20 protein-coding genes are annotated in these 20,319 nt (G+C 64.2%); 11 read left to right on the plus strand and 9 right to left on the minus strand.

Going from position 1 to position 20,319, the window contains the following annotated elements:
- From AC6LJY_RS25715 to AC6LJY_RS25730, 4 genes are all read right to left on the minus strand, one after another.
- Positions 1–784 (minus strand): IclR family transcriptional regulator (locus tag AC6LJY_RS25715; RefSeq protein ID WP_498137068.1); only part of this gene is annotated, 784 nt, incomplete at its 3' end.
- Between the two features lie 15 nt (positions 785–799).
- Positions 800–1,561: an SDR family NAD(P)-dependent oxidoreductase gene (locus AC6LJY_RS25720; RefSeq protein WP_498137069.1), complete on the minus strand. Its 762-nt coding sequence runs from the start codon at positions 1,559–1,561 to the stop codon at positions 800–802.
- A complete protein-coding gene (locus AC6LJY_RS25725; protein ID WP_046802836.1) occupies positions 1,561–2,772 on the minus strand; it encodes an ABC transporter substrate-binding protein in 1,212 nt (403 codons plus the stop codon). Before AC6LJY_RS25725 ends, AC6LJY_RS25720 begins: the two co-directional genes overlap by 1 nt.
- Before the next feature lie 87 nt (positions 2,773–2,859).
- Positions 2,860–3,258 (minus strand): cupin domain-containing protein, encoded by a 399-nt coding sequence (locus tag AC6LJY_RS25730; protein WP_046802837.1) that lies wholly within the window; start codon positions 3,256–3,258, stop codon positions 2,860–2,862.
- Between the two features lie 172 nt (positions 3,259–3,430).
- Here AC6LJY_RS25730 and AC6LJY_RS25735 point away from each other — a divergent pair, with 172 nt between their 5' ends.
- The 7 genes from AC6LJY_RS25735 to AC6LJY_RS25765 all read left to right on the plus strand — a co-directional run bounded on the left by AC6LJY_RS25735 (position 3,431) and on the right by AC6LJY_RS25765 (position 8,892).
- Positions 3,431–4,210 carry an SDR family NAD(P)-dependent oxidoreductase gene (locus tag AC6LJY_RS25735; RefSeq protein WP_120154494.1) on the plus strand — a complete coding sequence of 260 codons (780 nt, stop codon included), beginning with the start codon at positions 3,431–3,433 and terminating at the stop codon, positions 4,208–4,210.
- Between the two features lie 10 nt (positions 4,211–4,220).
- Positions 4,221–4,991, plus strand: coding sequence for an ABC transporter ATP-binding protein (locus AC6LJY_RS25740; protein WP_104143218.1), 771 nt, complete (start codon positions 4,221–4,223; stop codon positions 4,989–4,991).
- 1 nt (position 4,992) lies between these two features.
- Positions 4,993–5,685 carry an ABC transporter ATP-binding protein gene (locus AC6LJY_RS25745; protein ID WP_046802840.1) on the plus strand — a complete coding sequence of 231 codons (693 nt, stop codon included), beginning with the start codon at positions 4,993–4,995 and terminating at the stop codon, positions 5,683–5,685.
- 13 nt (positions 5,686–5,698) lie between these two features.
- Complete coding sequence (locus tag AC6LJY_RS25750; RefSeq protein ID WP_046802841.1) at positions 5,699–7,576, plus strand: ABC transporter permease; 1,878 nt, start codon at positions 5,699–5,701, stop codon at positions 7,574–7,576.
- Complete coding sequence (locus tag AC6LJY_RS25755) at positions 7,576–7,878, plus strand: Dabb family protein (protein ID WP_120154498.1); 303 nt, start codon at positions 7,576–7,578, stop codon at positions 7,876–7,878. Before AC6LJY_RS25750 ends, AC6LJY_RS25755 begins: the two co-directional genes overlap by 1 nt.
- Before the next feature lie 136 nt (positions 7,879–8,014).
- On the plus strand, positions 8,015–8,710 hold the full coding sequence (locus tag AC6LJY_RS25760; RefSeq protein ID WP_046802843.1) for a fumarylacetoacetate hydrolase family protein: 696 nt from the start codon (positions 8,015–8,017) through the stop codon (positions 8,708–8,710).
- Between the two features lie 50 nt (positions 8,711–8,760).
- Complete coding sequence (locus AC6LJY_RS25765; RefSeq protein WP_006218367.1) at positions 8,761–8,892, plus strand: entericidin A/B family lipoprotein; 132 nt, start codon at positions 8,761–8,763, stop codon at positions 8,890–8,892.
- A 92-nt stretch (positions 8,893–8,984) separates the two neighbouring features.
- On the opposite strand, the gene AC6LJY_RS25770 is transcribed toward AC6LJY_RS25765, so the two are convergent.
- Genes AC6LJY_RS25770 through AC6LJY_RS25780 form a run of 3 tightly spaced genes read right to left on the minus strand, consistent with a single transcriptional unit; the run spans position 8,985 to position 11,670 of the window.
- The gene (locus AC6LJY_RS25770; RefSeq protein ID WP_104143223.1) at positions 8,985–10,691 is read right to left on the minus strand and encodes a PhoH family protein; all 1,707 of its coding nucleotides are present in this window, start codon (positions 10,689–10,691) and stop codon (positions 8,985–8,987) included.
- A 56-nt stretch (positions 10,692–10,747) separates the two neighbouring features.
- The gene (locus AC6LJY_RS25775; RefSeq protein WP_046805545.1) at positions 10,748–11,212 is read right to left on the minus strand and encodes a peroxiredoxin; all 465 of its coding nucleotides are present in this window, start codon (positions 11,210–11,212) and stop codon (positions 10,748–10,750) included.
- Complete coding sequence (locus AC6LJY_RS25780) at positions 11,209–11,670, minus strand: Mth938-like domain-containing protein (protein WP_498137070.1); 462 nt, start codon at positions 11,668–11,670, stop codon at positions 11,209–11,211. The genes AC6LJY_RS25775 and AC6LJY_RS25780 overlap by 4 nt, the downstream gene beginning before the upstream one ends.
- 328 nt (positions 11,671–11,998) lie before the next feature.
- On the opposite strand from AC6LJY_RS25780, the gene alaC reads away from it, so the two are divergent.
- The 4 genes from alaC to AC6LJY_RS25800 all read left to right on the plus strand — a co-directional run bounded on the left by alaC (position 11,999) and on the right by AC6LJY_RS25800 (position 16,361).
- Complete coding sequence (gene alaC / locus AC6LJY_RS25785) at positions 11,999–13,186, plus strand: alanine transaminase (RefSeq protein ID WP_006218372.1); 1,188 nt, start codon at positions 11,999–12,001, stop codon at positions 13,184–13,186.
- A gap of 47 nt (positions 13,187–13,233) precedes the next feature.
- Positions 13,234–14,538: a homoserine dehydrogenase gene (locus AC6LJY_RS25790; RefSeq protein ID WP_046805560.1), complete on the plus strand. Its 1,305-nt coding sequence runs from the start codon at positions 13,234–13,236 to the stop codon at positions 14,536–14,538.
- Entirely contained in the window at positions 14,535–15,944 is a 1,410-nt protein-coding gene (gene thrC / locus AC6LJY_RS25795; RefSeq protein WP_498137071.1) for a threonine synthase, read from the plus strand. Before AC6LJY_RS25790 ends, thrC begins: the two co-directional genes overlap by 4 nt.
- Positions 15,945–16,139: 195 nt before the next feature.
- A complete protein-coding gene (locus tag AC6LJY_RS25800; protein WP_046805542.1) occupies positions 16,140–16,361 on the plus strand; it encodes a YgdI/YgdR family lipoprotein in 222 nt (73 codons plus the stop codon).
- Between the two features lie 90 nt (positions 16,362–16,451).
- Here AC6LJY_RS25800 and AC6LJY_RS25805 read toward each other — a convergent pair whose 3' ends face one another.
- Both AC6LJY_RS25805 and pepN read right to left on the minus strand, forming a co-directional pair.
- Positions 16,452–17,471 carry a class 1 fructose-bisphosphatase gene (locus tag AC6LJY_RS25805; protein WP_046805541.1) on the minus strand — a complete coding sequence of 340 codons (1,020 nt, stop codon included), beginning with the start codon at positions 17,469–17,471 and terminating at the stop codon, positions 16,452–16,454.
- Between the two features lie 10 nt (positions 17,472–17,481).
- A complete protein-coding gene (gene pepN, locus AC6LJY_RS25810; protein WP_120154504.1) occupies positions 17,482–20,187 on the minus strand; it encodes an aminopeptidase N in 2,706 nt (901 codons plus the stop codon).
- Positions 20,188–20,319: the final 132 nt, after the last annotated feature.

Below are 20,319 nucleotides of genomic sequence, written 5' to 3' on the forward strand. Positions count from 1 at the left end.
GCCGCGACGGCATGATGCCGATCGCCGCCGCGCCGTTGCTTTGTGGGGCTTGCAGGTTCTGGGACACTTCGGCCGCCGCCACCTGGATGCGCGCCTGCAAGACGTCAAGGCGCGATGCCGACGTGTTCGCCTGGGCCGCAATGAAGACCAGGCTGCCCACCACCTTTTGCTCGGGGCTGAAGATCGCAGCGCCGATCCCCATCAAGCCGGGGTCGACCTCGCCATGCGATACGCATACGCCCGCCGTGCGCAGCCGTTTCAGGTTGGCGCGAAATTCGTCCCAGTCTTCACCCAGGCCCGCCTCGCGGATTTCGGCCGCGTGCCACAGCATCAGGTTGCGCAACTGGTAGGGCGGCAGATTCGCCAGGATGGGCTTGGCCGTCGCGCCCCGGAACATCGGGAACGGCCGGCCGCGCGCATAGCTCGATTCGATCGAGTTGTCGGTCCAGTAGCGGTCCACGCACATGACCTTGTCGCCGTAGTAGCTGCACAACATCAGGTTGGCGTGCAGTTCGTCGCCCGTGGCGCGCATGACGTCGCGCGCCGCGCGCATCAGCGGGTCGTGCTGGCGCAGATGGCGGTCCAGTTCGATGATGCGCGAGCCCAGCACGTAGGCCCCGCCCGCGGTGGGCGCCAGCAGCCCGCTTTCCGTCAGCGATTTCAGGTAGCGATACGCGGTGGCGCGCGAGCAATCCAGATGGGCCATGACGTCCTCCTGGAACGCGGCGGTGGTGTCGTCGCGAAAAAGGTCAAGGATGGACAGCATGCGGTCGGGAGTGCTCATTGCGCGGGGACGTGCCTAGTGAATGTGGAAGCCGCCGTTGACGTCGACCACGATGCCGGTTGAATAAGAGGACAGGTCCGAGGCCAGGAACAGAATGGCTTGGGCAACCTCGGCGGGCGAGCCGAAACGTTGCAGCGGAATGCCCTGTTTGAGTTCTTGTTCCCAATTTTCGCCGAATTTTCCCAGCGTCATGTCCGTTTCGATAATGCCGGGCGCCACGCAATTGGCGCGTACGCCGCGCGGGCCCAGTTCGCGCGCCAGCGCCTTGGTGAAACTGATGACGCCGCCTTTGGACGCCGCGTAATGCGAGCCGCCCAGCAGGCCGCCGCCGCGCAGGGCGGCGGTGGACCCCAAGTTGACGATGGCCGGTTGCCGCGTGCTTTCCAGCAACGCGGGCAGGGCGGCGTGCGTGACGTTGTAGGTGCCCGTCAGGTTGACGTCGACCATGCGCCGGAATTCGTCTTCGGGCAGCTCCCAGATTCGCGTGGCGGCCACGATGCCGGCGTTGTTGACCAGCACGTCGAGGCCGCCCAGCGCCTGTACGGCGCGGGCCAGCGCGGCCTCGCACGAGGGGCCGCGCGACACGTCGCAATGCAGGTTGACGCGGCCGTCCACCAGGGCGCCCGGGCCGTCTTCGGCATAGGCATGGTCCAGCACCGCGACGCTGGCGCCCTGCGCCAGGAAGAGCTCGACAACGGCCGCGCCGATGCCACGGGGATTGGCGCCCCCCGTGATCACGGCGCGCTTGCCGGCCAACAGCGACAGCGCGCCGTCCATCACGACTTCACCAGCGAGCAGCCGCCGTCCTTGAGCGGGCGGAACGCCTGTTCGGCCGGAATCTTGCGCACCAGGTTGTAGTAGTCCCAATCGCGCTTGGACTCCGACGGCTTCTTGACCTGGAACAGATACAGGTCGCGCATGACGCGGCCGTCCTCGCGGATGCGGCCGTTTTCCGTCATGAAGTCGTTGATGGGCGTCTCGTGCATCTTTTTCAGTACGGGTTCGGAAGCGTCCGTGCCGGCGGCCTTGACGGCATTCAGGTAGTGCATCGTGGCGCTGTAGTTGCTGGCCTGCACCATCGACGGCATTCGGCCCGTGCGCTTGAAATAGCGTTCGGACCATTGGCGCGCCTTGTCATCCTGGTCCCAATAGAACGGTTCGACCAGGTTCAGCCCTTGCGCGTATTCCAGCCCCACGCTGCGCACATCGACGATGCTCATGAACAGTGCGGCCACTCGCTGCTTGCTGCCCATGATGCCGAATTCAAAGGCCTGCTTGATGCTGTTGATGGTGTCGCCGCTGCCGTTGGCCAGGCCGATGACCTGCGCCTTTGACGCTTGCGCTTGCAACAGGAAAGACGAAAAGTCCGAGCTGGCGATGGGATGGCGCACGCTGCCCACCACCTGGCCGCCCTTGGCCTTCACGACCGCCATGGCGTCGCGTTCCAGCGAGTGGCCGAACGCGTAGTCGGAAGTAATGAAAAACCAGCTTTTGCCGCCGTCCTCGATCACGCCGTTGGCCACACCGGTGGCGTAGGCGTAGGTGTCGTAGGTCCAGTGCATGCCGTTGGGCGAACACGCCTTGCCCGTCAGGTCCGCCGACCCCGCGCTGGTGAAGATGACCACGCGCTTCATCTGGCGGGTCAGGTCCTGCACGGCCAGCGCGATGGCCGAGTTGGGCACGTCCAGGATCAGGTCCACCTTGTCGTTCTCGTACCAGCGGCGCGCCACCGACACCCCGATGTCCACCTTGTTCTGGTGGTCGGCCGAGATCACCTCGATGGGCTTGCCCAACACGTTGCCGCCGAAATCCTCGACGGCCATCTTCACGGCTTCCACGCCGAACTTTCCGGACAGGTCCGCCATCATGCCGGACTGATCGCCCAGCACGCCGATCTTCACGACGTCGTCCGATACCTGCGCCATGGCGGGAATGGAAAGGGCGCCCAGCACGCAGGCGGCAAGGCTGTTCTTGATACGGGTCTTCATGGGGTGTCTCCTTGGGGGCTTGTTCTTTTGCGCGCCGCCCTGTGCCGGGCGGTCATGCGGGGTCGTGCGGGTTGAGAAAGCCGGGGCTTACTCCAGCGTCTGGCCGGCGTAGGCGTCGATGAACAGATTGGGCTTTAAGAAAAAGCTGAGGACGAGCGCGCCGTTAGGGGCGCGCGCAATGTGCTGGTTGCCGCGTGGCCGCCAGACGTAGTCGCCCGCGCAGACTTCGCCTTCGGCGTCCACGATGGAACCTTCCAGCACATAGGTCTGTTCGACTTCCACGTGTTCGTGCAGCGGCAGTTCGGTGCCGGGCTGCCAGCGGAACAGGGCGGTCAGCAAGCCGGTTTCCTTGTCCTGCATCAGCACCTTCATGTCGATGCCTTCCACTTGCGTGGGTTTCCAGGGCAGGTCGGCCACTTTCAGAAAGCGCGACGCCAGGGGCGGCAGCGCATTCGCGGCGGGGCAGCCGGGGGTTTCGAGGGCCATGATTGTCTCCTAGCCAGAACTCGTTATCGAAGATAAAGCAAAAATCTTGTTATTGAGTGTTCAAAAATAGTCGCGTATATTGAGATTCATGTCAACCGTGTTTTGTACGAAGAAGCAGGGGCGACACAGGCCGGACCTAGAGATCCGATGCCTATAAAACAAGGAGACAAGCTTGAAACACGACTATCTGGACCAGACGTTCGGTCTGGCGGGGCGCGTCGCGCTGGTGACGGGCGCGGCAAGGGGCCTGGGCTACGCCATCGCTGAAGCGCTGGGCCGCGCGGGGGCGCGGGTGGTGGTCAACGACCTGTCGCAAGCCGCCTGCGACGCCGCGGCCGCCAAGCTGGCCGCGCTGGGAATCGACGCTCATGGCGTGTCTTTTGACGTGGCCGACGCGAGCGCCGTGACCGACGCCGTGGCGCGTCTGGATGACGCGGGCCTGTCCATCGACGTATTGGTCAGCAATGCCGGCAACCAGAATCGCAAGCCCGTTGTCGAGATGACGCCGGCCGAGTGGCAGGCCTTGCAGAACGTGCACGTGAACGGCGCGTTTCATTGCGCGCGCGCCGTGCTGCCGGGCATGGGCAAGCGCGGCTTCGGCCGCATCGTGCTGATGTCATCGGTGGCGGGGCAGGCGACCATGCCCAACATTGCCGCCTACGCCACCGCCAAGGGCGCCATCGCCGCCTTCACGCGCGCACTGGCGGTGGAATACGGCGCCAGCGGCGTCACGTGTAATGCGCTGGCCCCTGGCTTTGTGCGCACCGATTTCACGCAGGGGCTGCAAGACAACCCCGACTTCCAAACCTTCCTGTCGGCCTCGGTGCCGGTGGGCCGATGGGCCACGCCGCAAGACGTTGCGCCTGCCGTGGTGTACCTGGCCTCGAAGGCCGCCTCGTTCGTCAACGGGCATGTCCTGGCGATCGACGGCGGCCTGTTGGCCCGCATGTAAGAGGCCCACCATGACGACGCCAAGCACCCCAGCGGTTCTGTCCGCACAGGGGCTGGTCAAGCGCTTCGGCGGCTTCAATGCCGTCGATGGCGTGACCCTTGCCCTGCACGAAGGCTCCATCCACGCCTTGATCGGCCCCAATGGCGCCGGCAAGACTACCTGCTTCAATCTGCTGACCAAGTTTCTGACGCCCGACGCGGGCGTCATCCATTACCGTGGGCGCGACATCACGGCGCTGGCACCCGAGCAGATTGCCCGGCTGGGCATCGTGCGGTCGTTCCAGATTTCGGCCGTGTTCCTGGGCCTGACCGTGTTGCAGAACATGCGTGTGGCCTTGATGCGCCAGCATGGCGACGGCATGCGCTTCTGGCGCAGCCGCCGTAGCGTTGACCGCCTGAACGAACGCGCCATGGAGTTGCTGGACGCGGTGGGCCTGGCCAATCTGGCGGACACGACGGCGGCCATGCTGCCCTATGGCCGCAAGCGCGCGCTGGAAATCGCGATGACGCTGGCGCTGGACCCCGACATCATGTTGCTGGACGAACCCATGGCGGGGCTGGGCCAGGAAGACGTGGCCCGCATCGCCGCATTGATCCGGCGCGTGGCGGTGAACCGCAGCATCCTGATGGTCGAACACAACCTGTCCGTGGTGGCGGACCTGTCCGACACCATCACCGTGCTGGCGCGCGGCGCGGTGCTGGCGCAAGGCGATTACGCCGCCGTGTCGCGCGATGAACGCGTCATCACCGCGTACATGGGCTCGGACGAGGAGGCGCACTGACATGCTGGCCATCAACGACCTTAACGCCTGGTACGGGGAATCCCACGTGCTGCACGGCGTGAACATCGACGTTCAGCGTGGTGAACTTGTGACCATCCTGGGCCGCAACGGCGCGGGCAAGACCACGACGCTGCGCGCCATCATGGGCATTCTGGACAAGCGGCGCGGTTCCATCCGCTTGAACGGGCAGGAAACGGTGAACATGGCGCCGCACCGCATCCCGCGGCTGGGCGTGGTGTATTGCCCCGAAGAGCGGGCGGTGTTCCGCAGCTTGAGCGTCACCGAAAACCTGCTGCTGCCGCCGCGCCTGGCCGACGGCGGCATGTCGCTGGACGAAATCTACACGCTGTTTCCCAACCTGCGCGAACGCAGCGCCAGTTCCGGCGGCAACCTGTCGGGCGGCGAGCAGCAGATGCTGGCGATCGCGCGCATCTTGCGCACCGGTGCGCAGCTGATCCTGCTGGACGAGCCCACCGAGGGCCTGGCGCCCGTCATCGTGCAGCAGATCGGACACGCCATCCGCACGCTGAAAGAACGCGGCTTCACCATCGTGCTGGTCGAACAGAACTTCCGCTTTGCGACCAAGGTGGCCGACCGCCACTACGTCATGGAGCACGGTTGCGTGGTCGATCAGTTGTCGGCGGACGAGGCGCGCCGCGATCCTGCCCGGATCGCACGCCGCCTGGGCGTCTGAAAGGAGAATCCCTGTGTTCGAAATTTTCGGTGTGCCGTCCACGGCGCTGTTCGGCCAGCTGTTGCTGGGCCTGATCAACGGGTCTTTCTACGCCTTGCTCTCGATCGGGCTGGCGGTGATTTTCGGTCTGTTGAACATCATCAACTTTGCCCATGGCGCGCAGTACACGGCCGGTGCGTTTCTGGCCTGGATGCTGCTCAACTATCTGGGCGTGAACTACTGGGCCGCGCTGGTGCTGGTGCCGCTCATCATGGCGGTGTTTGCCGTGGTGGTCGAGCGCCTGCTGATATCGCGCACCTATCGCATGGACCACCTGTACGGGCTGCTGCTCACGTTCGGCATCGCGCTGCTGATCGAAGGTGGGCTGCGCCAGGCCTATGGCGTGTCGGGGCTGCCGTACACCATCCCAAAGGCCTTGTCCGGCGGTGTGAACCTGGGCTTCATGTTCCTGCCGTGGTATCGCGGTTGGGCGGTGGCCGTGTCGCTGGTGCTGTGCCTGGCGGTCTGGGTGCTGATCGAGAAAACGCGCGTGGGCGCCATGCTGCGCGCCGCAACCGAGAACCCGACCATCGTGCGTTCCTTCGGCATCAACGTGCCGCTGTTGATCACGCTGACGTACGCGCTGGGCGTGGCGCTGGCATCGGTGGCGGGCGTGATCGCCGCGCCCATCTATCAGGTCAGCCCGATGATGGGATCGAACCTGGTCGTCGTGGTGTTCGCGGTGGTGGTGATTGGTGGCATGGGGTCCATCATGGGCGCCATCGTCAGCGGTTTCGGGCTGGGCATCATCGAAGGGCTGACCAAAGTGTTCTACCCCGAGGCCGCCAACCTGGCGATCTTCATCATCATGGTGCTGGTGCTGCTGTGCAAGCCGGCCGGGCTGTTCGGCAAGCCCTTGCAGGTGCAGAACGTGCTGGCGGCCGAAGCGACGCGCCAGCCCGTGCAACTGAGCCGGCGCGCGATGCGGATATCCATGGCGGTGCTGGCCGTGGTGGCGCTGGCGGCGCCGTGGTTCGTCTATCCCACATTCCTGATGAAGGTGCTGTGCTTTGCGCTGTTCGCGGCGGCGTTCAACCTGCTGGTGGGCTACGTGGGCCTGCTGTCCTTCGGCCACGCGGCCTTCTTCGGCGCGGCGGCCTATGCAACCGGCATCGTCATGAAGGTGCTGGGCGCCACACCCGAACTCGGGTTGTTGGCGGGCGTGGTCACGGGCGGGTTGCTGGGGCTGCTGTTCGGCGCCATCGCCATCCGGCGCCAGGGCATCTACTTCGCGATGATTACGTTGGCGCTGTCGCAGCTGGTCTACTTCATTGCGGTGCAGGCAGGCTTCACGGGAGGCGAGGATGGCTTGCAAAGCGTGCCGCGCGGCAAGCTCTTCGGAATTTTCGACCTGCAAAACGTGATGCCCATGTATTACTTCACGCTGGCCGTGTTCGCGCTGGGCTACGCCTTCGTGCTGCGCGTGCTCAATTCCCCCTTTGGCGAAGTGATCCGATCGGTGCGCGACAACGAGCAGCGCGCCCGCTCATTAGGCTATTCCACGTCGCGCTACAAGCTGCTGGCCTTCACGCTGTCGGCCTCGGTGGCCGGGCTGGCGGGCGGCTTGAAGGTACTGGTGTTCGGCGTGGCCTCGCTGACCGACGTGCATTGGCACGCCAACGGCGAAGTTGTGCTGATGGCGCTGCTGGGCGGTATCGGCACCGTGTTCGGTCCGCTGGCCGGGGCCTTCACGTTTGTGTCCCTGCAAAACTACCTGGCGCCGCTGGGCTCGTGGGTGCTGATCGTGCAAGGGGCCATCTTTGTCTTGTGCGTGTTGCTGTTGCGAGACGGCATCATGGGATTGGTTGCGCGCGCCTGGCTGGCAGCGACGCGTTCGAAGAAGGAGTCCTGATGTTTCTGCATGTGGTGATGTTGCAACTGTCGTCCGCCGCCGATGCCGGCTTTCATGAACGCGTCCAGGTGTATTGCGATCGGGTGCTGGCGGAATGCGATGGGGTGGCGGGCTATGCCTTTCGACCCAACCAGGCCAGCCGCGCCGACGGCCTGACGCACGCGGTGGTGGCCGCCTTCGCTGACGAGGCGGCCCATGACCGCTACCAGGTGTCGCCCGCGCACCAGGAAATGAAAACCTATATGGCCGGCTTCATCGAGCGCCTGGTGGTTTTCGATGGTGAAATCCCTACGTTTTCCTGAACGAAACCCGGCCGCCCCTGGCGCCGGGAAAGGGATAAACTCGCGGATGATTTTTACCTTACGCGCCGCGCCTCGCGCGCGGAGGTAAGATATTTGGCCGGTTTTCAGTCACGTATTTGTCATAGGTTGATCGCTCATGGACTACGTATTACCTCCCCAGCCGCCCGTCGCGGTCCCCGTGGACGGCAGCGCCGCGTTGTTTCCGGTGCGCCGCGTCTATTGCGTGGGTCGCAACTACGCCGAACACGCCAAGGAAATGGGCTTCACCGGCCGTGAAGACCCGTTCTTCTTCTGCAAGCCCGCGGACGCCGTGCGTCCGGTTGCCGACGGTGAAACCGGCAAAATGTCGTATCCGCCCAAGACCTCGAACCTGCACTACGAGATGGAACTTGTCGTGGTGCTGGGCAAGGGCGGCCGAGACATTCCGGTCGAGCAGGCCAACGAATGCGTGTGGGGCTATGCGCTGGGCCTGGACATGACCCGCCGCGACCTGCAAGGCGAAATGAAGAAGCAGGGCCGCCCCTGGGAAATCGGCAAGGCGTTCGACGAGTCCGCCCCGATCGGTCCGATCCACCCGCGCAGCGTCGTGGGCACCCTGGACAAGGGCGCGATCTGGCTGGACGTGAACGGCCAGCGCAAGCAATCCAGCGACATCTCGCAGATGCTGTGGAACATCCCGGAAAGCATTTCGTACCTGTCGGGCCTGTTCGAATTGCAGCCGGGCGACATCATATTCACCGGCACGCCGGAGGGTGTGGGCGCCGTGGTGCAAGGCGATGTCATCACCGGTGGCGTGGAAGGCCTGGGCGAACTGCGCGTGCAGATCGTTTGACCTTCACCCCCACACACTTGCATCGATTTTTTTGTTCAGGAGTTGACAGCATGCGCGGCAAGATCGTGCTGACCGCCTTTGTCGTATTCGGATTCGTGCTCGCCGGTTGCAATACCGTGGCGGGCATGGGCCGCGATATGTCCCGGGCCGGCAATGCCATCACCAACGCGGCCGACAAATAAGCACCGTCGGTTGATTGGTCCAGGCAAGAAAAAGCCCCTTGAAGTTTCTTCAAGGGGCTTTTTTTGCGGAGCGTGCAGTGATCGTTCAGACCTTACAGCACATCCCCCGCGTAGTCGGCCAGGCGCGAACGTTCGCCGCGCTGCAAGGTGACGTGCCCGGAATGCGGCCAGCCCTTGAAGCGGTCTACGACGAACGTCAGGCCTGAGCTGCCTTCGGTCAGGTACGGCGTGTCGATCTGGGCAACGTTGCCCAGGCAGATCACCTTGGTGCCGGGGCCCGCGCGGGTCACCAGCGTTTTCATCTGCTTGGGCGTCAGGTTCTGGGCCTCGTCGATGATCAGGTACTTGTTCAGGAACGTGCGGCCGCGCATGAAGTTCAGGGACTTGACCTTGATGCGTGAGCGGATCAGGTCCATGGTGGCGGCGCGGCCCCAATCGCCGTTACCTTCGCCGTCGCCCATGTTCAGGACGTCAAGGTTGTCTTCCAGCGCGCCCATCCAGGGCAACATCTTTTCTTCTTCCGTGCCGGGCAGGAAACCGATGTCTTCACCAACCGGCACCGTGACGCGCGTCATGATGATTTCGGTGTAGCGCTTGGTCTCAAGCACCTGCGTGATACCGGCCGCCAGCGCCAGCAGCGTCTTGCCCGTGCCCGCCTGACCCAGCAGCGATACGAAATCGCACTCCGGGTTCATCAGCAGGTTCATGGCGAAGTTCTGTTCGCGGTTGCGCGCCGTGATGCCCCAGACGTTGTTCTTGCCGTGGGTGTAGTCGCGCAGGGTGGCCAGCACCGCCATCTTGCCGCTGACTTCGCGCACCTGCGCGTACAGCGGCATCTGGCCTTCGAAGTAGACGAACTGGTTGACGACGAACTGCGAGCACAACGGACCATGGATACGGTAGAACGTGGTGCCGCCTTGCTGCCAGGATTCCACGTCCTTGCCGTGCTTGTTCCAGAAGTCCTCGGGCAGTTGCATCACGCCCGTGTACATCAGGTCCGAATCTTCCAGGACGTGGTCGTTGAAGTAGTCTTCGGCGGCCATGCCCAGCGCGCGCGCCTTCAGGCGCATGTTGATGTCCTTGGACACCAGCACGACCTCGCGCTGCGGGAATTTTTCTTGCAGGGCACGCACCACGCCCAGGATCTGATTGTCGGCCTTGCCCATGGGCAGGTCGGACGGCAGCGTGCTGTGGATGGCGGTCGTCTGGAACATCAGGCGGCCGGTGGCATCCTTGTTGCCCAGCTTGGCCAGTTCCAGCCCTTCGTCCAGCTGCGTGGCGTCTTGCACCAGCGCGTCCAGCGATCGGCTGACCTGACGCGCGTTGCGCGCCACTTCCGACATGCCTTTCTTTTGATGGTCCAGCTCTTCCAGCGTCATCATCGGCAGGAAGATGTCGTGCTCTTCAAAGCGGAACAGCGAGCTGGGGTCGTGCAGCAGTACGTTGGTGTCCAGCACGAACAGCTTGCGCGGTTCGTTCTGGGCGCGCGGCTTGCCGCGCTTGGCCGGGGCGGGCGCCGTCTTGGCCGCGCGCGTGTCGGCGCGGGTTGCCGCCGGGGCGGCGGGGGCGGGCGGAGGAACCTGGCGGGCGGGCGCGGGAATCTGCGCCTTGCGTGCCGGCTCGGCCATGCCGTCAAGTTCGGGCTGCACAAGCAGCTCGTCATCGTCGTCGGCAAGCGCGGCGTGGGTGCTGGACTGCGCAGCGGCAGTCTTGGTAGTGCGGGCCTGCGCCCGGGCGGATTCGCCCGAGGGGAAGGTCAGGATGGCTGCGGGGCGGGTGGGCAACTTCGGAAGCGGCATATGCGTCACTCTCCAGGGTGGGCCGGCAATAGCGCCTGACGGGTATTCCTGTACGGCTAACCGATACTTTTCGCGGCCTGCAGGACTTCCTTGGCGTGGCCCGGGACCTTCACCCCGCGCCACTCCTGCACCAGCACGCCATAGGCGTCGATCAAAAAGGTGCTGCGCTCGATGCCTCGCACCTGCTTGCCATACATATTCTTCTGCTTGATGACGCCGAACAGATTGCACACGGTTTCGTCGGCGTCGGAGATGAGCGGGAAAGGAAGTTCGTACTTGGCCTTGAAGTTCTCATGCGACTTGAGCGAGTCGCGCGAGATTCCGATGACCACCGCGCTGGCCGCCAGGAAGTCGGCGTGCAGGTCGCGGAAGTCCTGGCTTTCGGTGGTGCAGCCGGGCGTGTTGTCCTTGGGGTAGAAATACAGGATCACGGCACGGCCCTGGCACTGTTCCAGGCTGATCGGACCAATCGTGCTTTCCGCGGTGAATTGCGGGGCGGGCTTGCCGATGCTGGGCGTCATTTCTGTGGATCTCCATTGGGGGGGATGAGGGCGGCGACCACGCGCCGGCCCTCCGCCATCAGGATGTTGTAGGTGCGAGAGGCGGCGTGCGTGTCCATGATCTCGACGCCGATTCCCATGGCCAACAGGGGACGCAACACTTCGGGACGCAGGAACTGTTGCCGGGCGCCCGTGCCTACCAGCAATACCTCGGGCGCATTGGCCGGGCGGCTGGGGCTGGCTTCCGGTTCATCCAGAAAAGCCATCGGGTCGCGGACGGGCTCGGTCAAACCGGCCGCCTGGTGCAACAGGGTAGAGGTGATGTCGGCCGGCGAGTCAACAGGCCATTCGGTAACTTCGCCTTCGGGGCCAAATGCGACCGACGAGGAAAAACGAACTTGGTTGACCTCGATATACCCCTCACCGTAAGCAGTCACGGTGTTCAGGGCGGCCGTCGCAGGATCAGTATGCAGCTTCAATAAAAACTCCGGCTTTATGGGCTTGATGATAGCGCATCAAACTCGCCATGGGTTGCAGTGTTGGGGGCTTCGTTGCTTGACGGTATAAGCGGATTCCCTGCCTTGCAACAACGTGGTTTTTGGCGCGTGTGGACAGGGCAAAAAAAGCCTGTCTTTTCAATGGGGAAACGGACCCGTTTTTGCCCCATTTGCCGCATGGCCGTCGTTGCGCTAGATTACAGGGTTTTGCTGCGCTGCAATCGTGTGCTGGCGCGGCTTTAAGCCCCTTTCCCCTTCGCGCGACCGCGCCCTGGTTTTTTCGCCCTTTCCGCCCCTAAGGATTCCCATCATGAGGAAGTTCTCTCGCATCGAGCGTTTGCCCCCGTACGTTTTCAACATTACTGGCGAGCTCAAGATGGCGGCGCGGCGGCGGGGCGAGGACATCATCGACATGTCCATGGGCAACCCGGACGGTGCCACACCCAAGCACATCGTCGACAAGATGGTGGAGGCCACCTCGCGTCCCACCACTCACGGCTATTCCGTGTCCAAGGGCATTCCGCGTCTGCGCAAGGCGATCTGTGATTGGTATCAGCGCCGCTACGCGGTCGAGTTCGATCCGGATTCCGAAGCCATCGTCACCATCGGCTCCAAAGAAGGCCTGGCCCACTTGATGCTGGCCACGCTGGATCGCGGCGACACGGTGCTGGTGCCCAACCCCAGCTACCCGATCCACATCTACGGCGCGGTGATTGCCGGCGCCAACATCCGTTCGGTGCGCATGACGCCCGGCGTCGATTTCTTCGAAGAGCTGGAACGCGCGGTGCGCGAGTCCATCCCGAAGCCCAAGATGATGGTGCTGGGTTTTCCCAGCAACCCGACCGCGCAGTGCGTGGACCTGTCGTTCTTCGAACGCGTGGTGGCGCTGGCCAAGGAACACGACATCCTGGTGGTGCATGACCTGGCCTACGCCGACATCACCTTTGACGGCTATGTCGCGCCGTCCATCATGCAGGTGCCCGGCGCGCGCGATGTCGCCGTCGAGTTCTTCACGATGAGCAAAAGCTACAACATGGCGGGCTGGCGCATCGGCTACATGGTGGGCAACCGCGAGCTGGTCAACGCGTTGGCGCGCATCAAGAGCTATCACGACTACGGTACGTTCACGCCGATCCAGGTGGCGTCGATTGCCGCCCTGGACGGCCCGCAGGATTGCGTGAGCGAGATCGTGGCCCAATACCAAAGCCGCCGCGACGTGCTCGTGCGCGGCCTGCACGAAGCAGGTTGGAATGTGGAAATTCCCAAGGCGTCCATGTATATCTGGGCGCAGATCCCCGAGCCCTACCGGGCGATGGGCTCTTTGGAATTTGCCAAGCGTGTCCTGTCGGATGCGAAAGTGGCCGTGTCCCCCGGGATCGGCTTCGGCGAGTATGGCGACGACTACGTACGCTTCGCTCTTATCGAAAACGAGCAGCGCACCCGCCAAGCGGTGCGCGGCATCAAAGATATGTTCCGCAAGGACGGATTGCTGAAATGAATACCCCTGAACGCTCACCCGCCGCGCAAGCCCCCGAGGGCGGCGCGATGCGTCCCATGAAGGTGGGCCTGCTTGGTCTTGGCGTCGTTGGCGGAGGCACATGGACCGTGCTGTCGCGCAACGCGGAAGAAATCGCGCGCCGCGCCGGCCGCCGCATCGAAGTCACGCGCGCCGCCGTGCGCGACGTGGCCAAGGCGCGCGCCCGCGTGGGCGACTCGATCCTGGTTGATACCGATGTGCACGCGCTGGTGCGCGACCCGGAAATCGACATCGTTGTTGAACTGATCGGCGGCGACACGCTGGCGCTGGAACTGGTGATGGAAGCCATCGCCAACGGCAAGCACGTCGTCACCGCCAACAAGGCGCTGCTGGCCAAGCACGGCAACGAGATCTTCGCCGCCGCCTACGAGCGCGGCGTCATGGTCACGTTCGAAGCCGCGGTGGCCGGCGGCATCCCCATCATCAAGGCGATCCGCGAGGGCCTCACGGCCAACCGCATCCAGTGGGTGGCGGGCATCATCAACGGCACCACGAACTTCATCCTGTCGGAAATGCGCTCGCGCGGGCTGCCGTTCGCCGACGTGCTGGCCGAAGCGCAGCGCCTGGGCTATGCCGAAGCCGACCCGACGTTCGACGTGGAAGGCGTGGACGCCGCGCACAAGCTGACGCTGCTGGCCTCGCTGGCCTTTGGCGTGCCGGTGCAGTTTGACCGCGCCTACATCGAAGGCATCTCGCAGCTGGCCGCCGAAGACATCGAACATGCCGAGCGCCTGGGTTACCGCATCAAGCTGCTGGGCGTGACCAAGCGCCGCCCCGACGGCATTGAACTGCGCGTGCATCCCGCGCTGGTGCCGTCCGAGCGCCTGCTGGCCAATGTCGAAGGCGCGATGAACGCCGTGCTGGTCAAGGGCGATGCCGTTGGCCCCACGCTGTATTACGGTCAGGGCGCGGGCGAAGAGCCCACCGCATCCGCCGTGGTGGCCGACCTGGTCGACGTGACGCGCCTGCACACCGCCGATCCGGGCAACCGCGTGCCGCACCTGGCGTTCCAGCCCGATGCCATGTCCGACACGCCGATCCTGCCGATCGAACTCGTCAGCACGTCGTACTACCTGCGTCTGCGCGTGGACGACCAGCCGGGCGTGTTGGCGGACATCGCCCGCATCCTGGCCGACCGCTCGATCTCGATCGGTTCGATGATCCAGCAGCCCTCGCACATCGGCGGCGCCGACATCATCTTCCTGACGCATGAAGCCGTGGAAGGCAACATCAATCAGGCCATCGAGCGCATCGAGGCGATGCCGTTCGTGCGGTCCAAGGTCACCCGTTTGCGCGTGGAGAACCTGACATGAAATACGTCTCGACCCGAGGCGGCATGGCCGCCCAGCCCTTTTCCGACATCCTGCTGGAAGGCCTGGCCCCCGACGGCGGCCTGGCCGTGCCGGAACAACTGCCCCAGGTCTCCGAGCAAACGCTGGAATCGTGGCGCGGCTTGTCCTACGCCGACCTGGCGTTTGAAGTGCTGTCGCTGTTTGCCACCGACATTCCGGCCGACGACCTGCGCCGCCTGACGCGCGCGGCGTACACGCAAGAGATCTTCAACAGCGAAGACATCGTGCCGCTGCGCCCGCTGGACGGCGGCTTGTCGCTGCTGGGCTTGTCCGAAGGCCCGACGTTGGCGTTCAAGGACATGGCCATGCAGTTCCTGGGCCAAGTCTTTGAATACACGCTGGCCAAGCGCGGCACCACCTTGAACATCCTGGGCGCGACCTCGGGCGACACGGGCTCGGCGGCCGAATACGCGTTGCGCGGCAAGCAGGGCGTGGCCGTGTTCATGCTGTCGCCGCATGGCCGCATGAGCGCCTTCCAGCGCGCACAGATGTATTCGCTGCAAGACGAAAACATCCACAACATCGCCGTGCGCGGCGTGTTCGACGAAGCGCAGGACATCGTCAAGGCGCTGGCCAGCGACCTGGCTTTCAAGACCAAGTACCGTCTGGGCGCCGTTAACTCGATCAACTGGGCGCGCATCGCCGCCCAGGTCGTGTATTACTTCCACGGCTGGTTGCGCGCCACCGACAAGCCGGGCCAGCAGGTCTCGTTCGCGGTGCCGTCGGGCAACTTCGGCAACATCCTGTCGGGTCACATCGCGCGCAGCATGGGCTTGCCGGTGCGCCGCCTGGTACTGGCCACGAACGAGAACAACGTGCTGGAAGAGTTTTTCCGCACGGGCATCTACCGTCCGCGTCCGGCCGAGCAGACGTACGCCACGTCCAGCCCGTCGATGGATATCTCGCGCGCGTCCAACTTCGAACGCTTCGTCTTCGATCTGGTGGGCCGCGACGCCTCCCGCGTGAAGGCGCTGTGGACCACCTTGGCGCAAGAGGGCTCGTTCGACCTGTCCGACCTGAAGCCGCAGTTCGAATCGCGCTACGGCTTCGTGTCCGGCCAAAGCTCGCACGAGGCGCGCCTGGCCACCATCCGTTCGCTGTACGACGAGACCGGCGTGCTGGTCGATCCGCACACCGCCGATGGGGTGAAAGTGGCGCGCGACTTCGTTGAGCCCGGGGTGCCGATGCTGGTGCTGGAGACGGCCTTGCCGGCAAAGTTCTCCGAAACCATCGAAGAAGCGCTGGGCCGTCCGGCCACGCCGCCGGGCAACCTGGCCAACCTGGAGTCGCTGCCGCAGCGCGTACAGGTCATGGACTGCTCGATGGCCGAGGTGCGCCGCTTCATCGAGGCCAACGCCAAGGTCTGAGCCCTTGCGCTGACCTGTAACGGCTTGCGGTTTATGTAAGCGTAAAACCCCTCACAGGCTTGCCCGTGAGGGGTTTTTTTACGATGTGGGTTGCGGGGTTTACGTTTTTTCTCAATTTGCCGACAACCCGACACGATATCGGGGCCAGGTTCCCGATACAGTGGAATCACCTATTCACACTTGGAGAACACGCCCATGAACCTGAAGACCATGACGTTGGCCCTGGTGGTGACCGGAGTTGGGGTGCTGGCCGGATGCTCGTCGCCCTCGGTCATTCAGCAACGGGACGGTAGCTCGACCGTGACGCCCGATTCGCCGTCTTATGACAAAAAGTCCGGCATGTATGAATACGACAAGGACGGCAAGAAAGTCCAGATCAACAAGGACGACGTAAAGTCCATCGAAGAGGTCAAGTGACCGCCGTTGCGCCCCGCGCGCAATAAAAAAAAGCCCCTTGAGCAATCAAGGGGCTTTTTGCTTTTCAGCGTTTTGCTTTTCAGCGCGGCATTACTTCGCCGCTTCCTCGGCGTGATAGCGGCCCACGCGCTCGACTTCGTTCTTCGAGCCCAGGATCACGCTGACGCGCTGGTGCAGCTTGTCCGGCTGGATGTCCATGATGCGCTGGACGCCGTTGATCGCGGCGCCGCCGGCCTGTTCGACCAGGAAGCTCATCGGGTTGGCTTCATACATCAGGCGCAGCTTGCCGGCCTTGCCGGGTTCGCGCGCATCCCAGGGGTACATGAAGATGCCGCCACGGGTCAGGATGCGATGCACGTCCGCCACCATCGAGGCGATCCAGCGCATGTTGTAGTCCTTGCCCAGGGGGCCCGTGGCGCCGGCCAGGCAGTCGTCGACGTAGCGCTTCACGGGCGGTGCCCAGTGGCGGCTATTCGACATGTTGATGGCGAATTCCTTGGTGTCTTCCGGCACGCGGATGTTCTCGTGCGTGAGCACCCACGAGCCCATTTCGCGGTCCAGCGTGAAGCCGACCACGCCATTGCCGATGGTCAACACCAGCATGGTCTGCGGGCCATAGACGGCATAGCCGGCCACGACCTGCTTGTTGCCGGGTTGCAGGAAATCGTCTTCGCAGACCGGAGCGCCCGACACGTTGTGCGGGGCCTGCAGCACCGAGAAGATGGTGCCGATGGAGACGTTGACGTCGATGTTGGACGAGCCATCCAGGGGGTCGAACAACAGCAGGTATTCGCCCTTGGGGTAGCGGTTCGGAATCAAATGGATGGTTTCCATTTCTTCCGAGGCCATGGCCGCCAGGTGGCCGCCCCATTCGTTGGCTTCAAGCAGGATTTCGTTGGACAGGACGTCCAGCTTCTTCTGCACTTCGCCTTGGACGTTTTCGCTTTCCAGGCTGCCCAGGACGCCGCCCAGCGCGCCCTTGCTGACGGCGTGGCTAATCGCCTTGCAGGCGCGCGCGACCACTTCGATCAGCAGCCGGACTTCCGGCGCCAGGGCTTGGGCAGAGCGTTGTTGCTCCACCAGGTATTGAGTAAGTGTTTTACGTTTCAAGAGGGTCTCCCTATGCTGCGAATTCTAAAGCCTTGGATACGATTTCCTGCACGTTGCGCGACAAGCCCGCATGGGCGCGCACCTGTTGCAGCGCGGCCTGCATGGGCGTGCGCAGGGCCGGCACGAAGCGCGACCAGTTGTCCAGCGCACGCGCCAGCCGAGCCGCGACTTCGGGGTTCAGGGCGTCCAGCGCCAACACCTGCTCGGCCCAGAACGCATAACCCGAACCGTCCGGGTGGTGCATGCCGCGCGCATTGTTCAGGCAGAACTGGAAAATCAGCGCGCGGGCGCGGTTGGGGTTGCGCAACGTGAAGGCGGGGTGCGTCATGAGTTCGCGGGCGGTATGCACCGTGGTCGAACGCGCGGCCGCCTGCAAGGCAAACCATTTGTCCACCACCAGCGGGTTGTCGCGCCACTTGTCATAGAACGCTGCCAGCGCTTCCTGGGGGAAGTCGCCCTGGCCGTAATTGATCAGGGCAGACAGCGCGGCCATGCTGTCGGTCATGTTGCCGGCGTGCTCGTACTGATGCTCGGCCAGACGCTGGGCGTCGTGTTCGCCGGCCGCCAGCAGATGGCTCAAGGCCAGGTTCTTCAGGGCGCGCTTGCCGGCGGGCACCGGCGCGGGGCTGTATTCCCCCGGCGTCTGGTTCTGATCGAACGCCTGGCGCAATTCCGTGGCCAGCTGCCGGCCGAGTTCGGCGCGCAGGAAGTCGCGGGCCACAGCCAGCGCGGGCGGGTCCACCGCCTGCATGCGCTCGGCCAGCGTCTTCTCGGACGGCAGGGCCAGCGCGCGCGCGCGATAGGCGGCGTCCAGGGCCGGGTCGGTCAGCAGTGCGCGCCAGGCGTTGATGAACGCCGCGTCCGCGTGTAGCGTGCGCCCGGCCTGGCGGGCTTCGGCCAAGGCCAGGATCTGGCGCGTGGCCAGTTCCTGGCCGGCTTCCCAGCGGGCGAAGGGGTTGGTGTCATGCGCGGACAGCAGCGCCAATTCTTCGTCGGTCCAGTCATAGTCGACGATGACCGGGGCCGAGAAATCGCGCAGCAACGAGGGCACGGGCCGCTCGGCGATATCTTCGAACACCCATTGTTGGCTGGGCGTGGTCAGTTCCAGCAGGGCGGTGTCGCGGGTGGCGCCGTCGTGACGCAGCGGCAGCGCGCGGCCGTCCTGGTCCAGAAGGCCGATCGCAAACGGGATGTGGTACGGCGCCTTGACGTAGTCAGCGCCGGCTTTTTTCTCGACGCCCACCGGCTGGCATTGCTGGGTCAGCGTGACCGTGCAGCGGCGGGTGGCGGCGTCGTGTTCAAGCGTGACGGCCACGCGCGGCGTGCCGGCCTGGCGGTACCAGCGGCGGAACACCGACAAGTCGCGGCCCGGGTGCTGGCGCACGTAGACCGATTCCATGGCGTCGACAAAGTCGTCGCAGGTGACGGCCTGGCCGTCGTGGCGGCGAAAGTACTCGTCCATGCCGGCGCGGAAGCCTTCCTCGCCCAGCAGCGTGTGCTGCATGCGGATGACTTCGGCGCCTTTCTCGTACACGGTTGCCGTATAGAAGTTGCCGATTTCCTGGTAGCTCTCGGGGCGGATGGGGTGGGCCATGGGGCCGGCATCTTCCGGAAACTGCGCGGCGCGCAGGGCCACCACGTCATCGATACGCTTGACGGCGCGCGCGCTGGTGGCGGCGGCGGCATCCATGTCGTGCGCCATCATGTCGGCGCTGAATTCCTGGTCGCGGAAAACCGTCAGCCCTTCTTTCAGGCTCAGCTGGAACCAATCGCGGCAGGTGACGCGGTTGCCGGTCCAGTTGTGAAAGTATTCATGGCCGATGACGGATTCGATGCCTTCGTAGTTGGCGTCGGTGGCGCTGTCGGCGTCGGCCAGCACGTAGGCGGCGTTGAAGATATTCAAGCCCTTGTTTTCCATCGCGCCCATGTTGAAGTCATGGACGGCGACGATCATGAAGCGGTCCAGATCCAATTCCAGGCCGAAGCGGGTTTCATCCCAGCGCAGGGCGCGCACCAGCGAATCAAGCGCCCATTCGGTCTTGGTTTCAGAGCCGGGGTCGCTGTAGACCTGTAGCAGCACGTCGCGGCCGCTGGCCGTCTTGACGGTGGTTTCACGGTGCGTCAGGTTGCCGGCCACCAACGCAAACAGATAGCAAGGCTTGGGGAACGGGTCTTCCCATTCGACTTCGTTGCGGCCGTCAGGCAATTGGCGCGATGCCATCAGGTTGCCGTTGGACAGCAGCACGGGGTATTGCGGCTGCGCCCGCAGCGTCACGCGGTAGCGCGACATCACGTCGGGGCGGTCGGCAAACCAGGTGATGCGGCGAAAGCCCTCGGCCTCGCATTGCGTGAAGAAGTTGCCGCCGGACACATACAAGCCCATCAGCGTGGAGTTGGCGGACGGATTGCAGCGGCTGACCACGTCGACCGTGGCGTCGGCGGGCAGGCCGTATATGGCCAGGCTGTGCTCGGACAGGTGATAGGCGTCGGCGTCCAGGGTGGCGCCGTTGACCGCTACCGACACGAGTTCCAGGTCTTCTCCATCCAGGATCAAGGCCGCGTCGGCGCTGGCGCCGGGCTTGCGTTGCACGTGCATCGTGCAGCGCACTTCGGTGGCGTCCGGCGCCAGATCGAAGGCCAAAGCGACTTCGGGAATGTCGTAGGGGTAGGGCTGGTAATCCTTGCGATAAACGGTAATGGGCGTGTCGGTGCGCATGGAGTTGCAGTCCTGGTTTGAACGAGGGGTCTATTGTAGTAGGTGGGCGCGGCGCGCAGTCTGGGGCGTGCGGGCTACGGCAAACTTTTTGCCGTGGGCATAGTCAAAGCTCAGTATGATGGCGCCGTCGCG

The sequence above is a fragment of the Achromobacter sp. RT286_PF genome, assembly GCF_059760425.1.

Excerpts from the sequence above, each read along its gene's own strand:
- AC6LJY_RS25720 (WP_498137069.1), bottom strand. The coding sequence starts at position 1,561 with ATGGACGGCGCGCTGTCGCTGTTGGCCGGCAAGCGCGCCGTGATCACG.
- AC6LJY_RS25725 (WP_046802836.1), bottom strand. The coding sequence starts at position 2,772 with ATGAAGACCCGTATCAAGAACAGCCTTGCCGCCTGCGTGCTGGGCGCC.
- AC6LJY_RS25730 (WP_046802837.1), bottom strand. The coding sequence starts at position 3,258 with ATGGCCCTCGAAACCCCCGGCTGCCCCGCCGCGAATGCGCTGCCGCCC.
- AC6LJY_RS25740 (WP_104143218.1), top strand. The coding sequence starts at position 4,221 with ATGACGACGCCAAGCACCCCAGCGGTTCTGTCCGCACAGGGGCTGGTC.
- AC6LJY_RS25745 (WP_046802840.1), top strand. The coding sequence starts at position 4,993 with ATGCTGGCCATCAACGACCTTAACGCCTGGTACGGGGAATCCCACGTG.
- AC6LJY_RS25755 (WP_120154498.1), top strand. The coding sequence starts at position 7,576 with ATGTTTCTGCATGTGGTGATGTTGCAACTGTCGTCCGCCGCCGATGCC.
- AC6LJY_RS25760 (WP_046802843.1), top strand. The coding sequence starts at position 8,015 with ATGGACTACGTATTACCTCCCCAGCCGCCCGTCGCGGTCCCCGTGGAC.
- AC6LJY_RS25765 (WP_006218367.1), top strand. The coding sequence starts at position 8,761 with ATGCGCGGCAAGATCGTGCTGACCGCCTTTGTCGTATTCGGATTCGTG.
- AC6LJY_RS25770 (WP_104143223.1), bottom strand. The coding sequence starts at position 10,691 with ATGCCGCTTCCGAAGTTGCCCACCCGCCCCGCAGCCATCCTGACCTTC.
- AC6LJY_RS25775 (WP_046805545.1), bottom strand. The coding sequence starts at position 11,212 with ATGACGCCCAGCATCGGCAAGCCCGCCCCGCAATTCACCGCGGAAAGC.
- alaC (WP_006218372.1), top strand. The coding sequence starts at position 11,999 with ATGAGGAAGTTCTCTCGCATCGAGCGTTTGCCCCCGTACGTTTTCAAC.
- AC6LJY_RS25790 (WP_046805560.1), top strand. The coding sequence starts at position 13,234 with ATGCGTCCCATGAAGGTGGGCCTGCTTGGTCTTGGCGTCGTTGGCGGA.
- thrC (WP_498137071.1), top strand. The coding sequence starts at position 14,535 with ATGAAATACGTCTCGACCCGAGGCGGCATGGCCGCCCAGCCCTTTTCC.
- AC6LJY_RS25800 (WP_046805542.1), top strand. The coding sequence starts at position 16,140 with ATGAACCTGAAGACCATGACGTTGGCCCTGGTGGTGACCGGAGTTGGG.
- pepN (WP_120154504.1), bottom strand. The coding sequence starts at position 20,187 with ATGCGCACCGACACGCCCATTACCGTTTATCGCAAGGATTACCAGCCC.